1 protein-coding gene is annotated in these 276 nt (G+C 58.3%); it reads left to right on the top strand.

The annotated features are described in order from the left end of the window. Window positions 1-276, top strand: a 276-nt coding sequence (locus B2R17_RS23045; RefSeq protein WP_286765856.1) for a hypothetical protein, incomplete at both ends; no start/stop codon positions are given.

Raw genomic sequence — 276 nt, 5'->3', positions numbered from 1 at the left:
GAAACCACCGGCCGCTGGACCGTCCCGGAATTGGACGGTGCTTCCGGCACCGCAGCCCCATCGTTCGCAACGCTCGAAATCGTCGCAACAACACTTTCGCGAGGCACACTGACCAATTCCGCCGAGATCATCCAAGCCACGCTTCCCGATCCCGACAGCGCACCGGGCAACGGATTGATCGACGAAGACGACCAAGCGGAAGCGAGCTTGCAAGCCGAACAAATCGATCTGGAACTGTTCAAAACCGTCGACAATCTCACACCAAGATTGGGCGAA

The sequence above is a fragment of the Rhodopirellula sp. UBA1907 genome, assembly GCF_002337565.1.
Lineage (GTDB): Bacteria > Planctomycetota > Planctomycetia > Pirellulales > Pirellulaceae > Rhodopirellula > Rhodopirellula europaea.
Note: the sequence above shows the minus strand (reverse complement) of the source record. Positions and strands in the feature narration are given on the sequence as shown.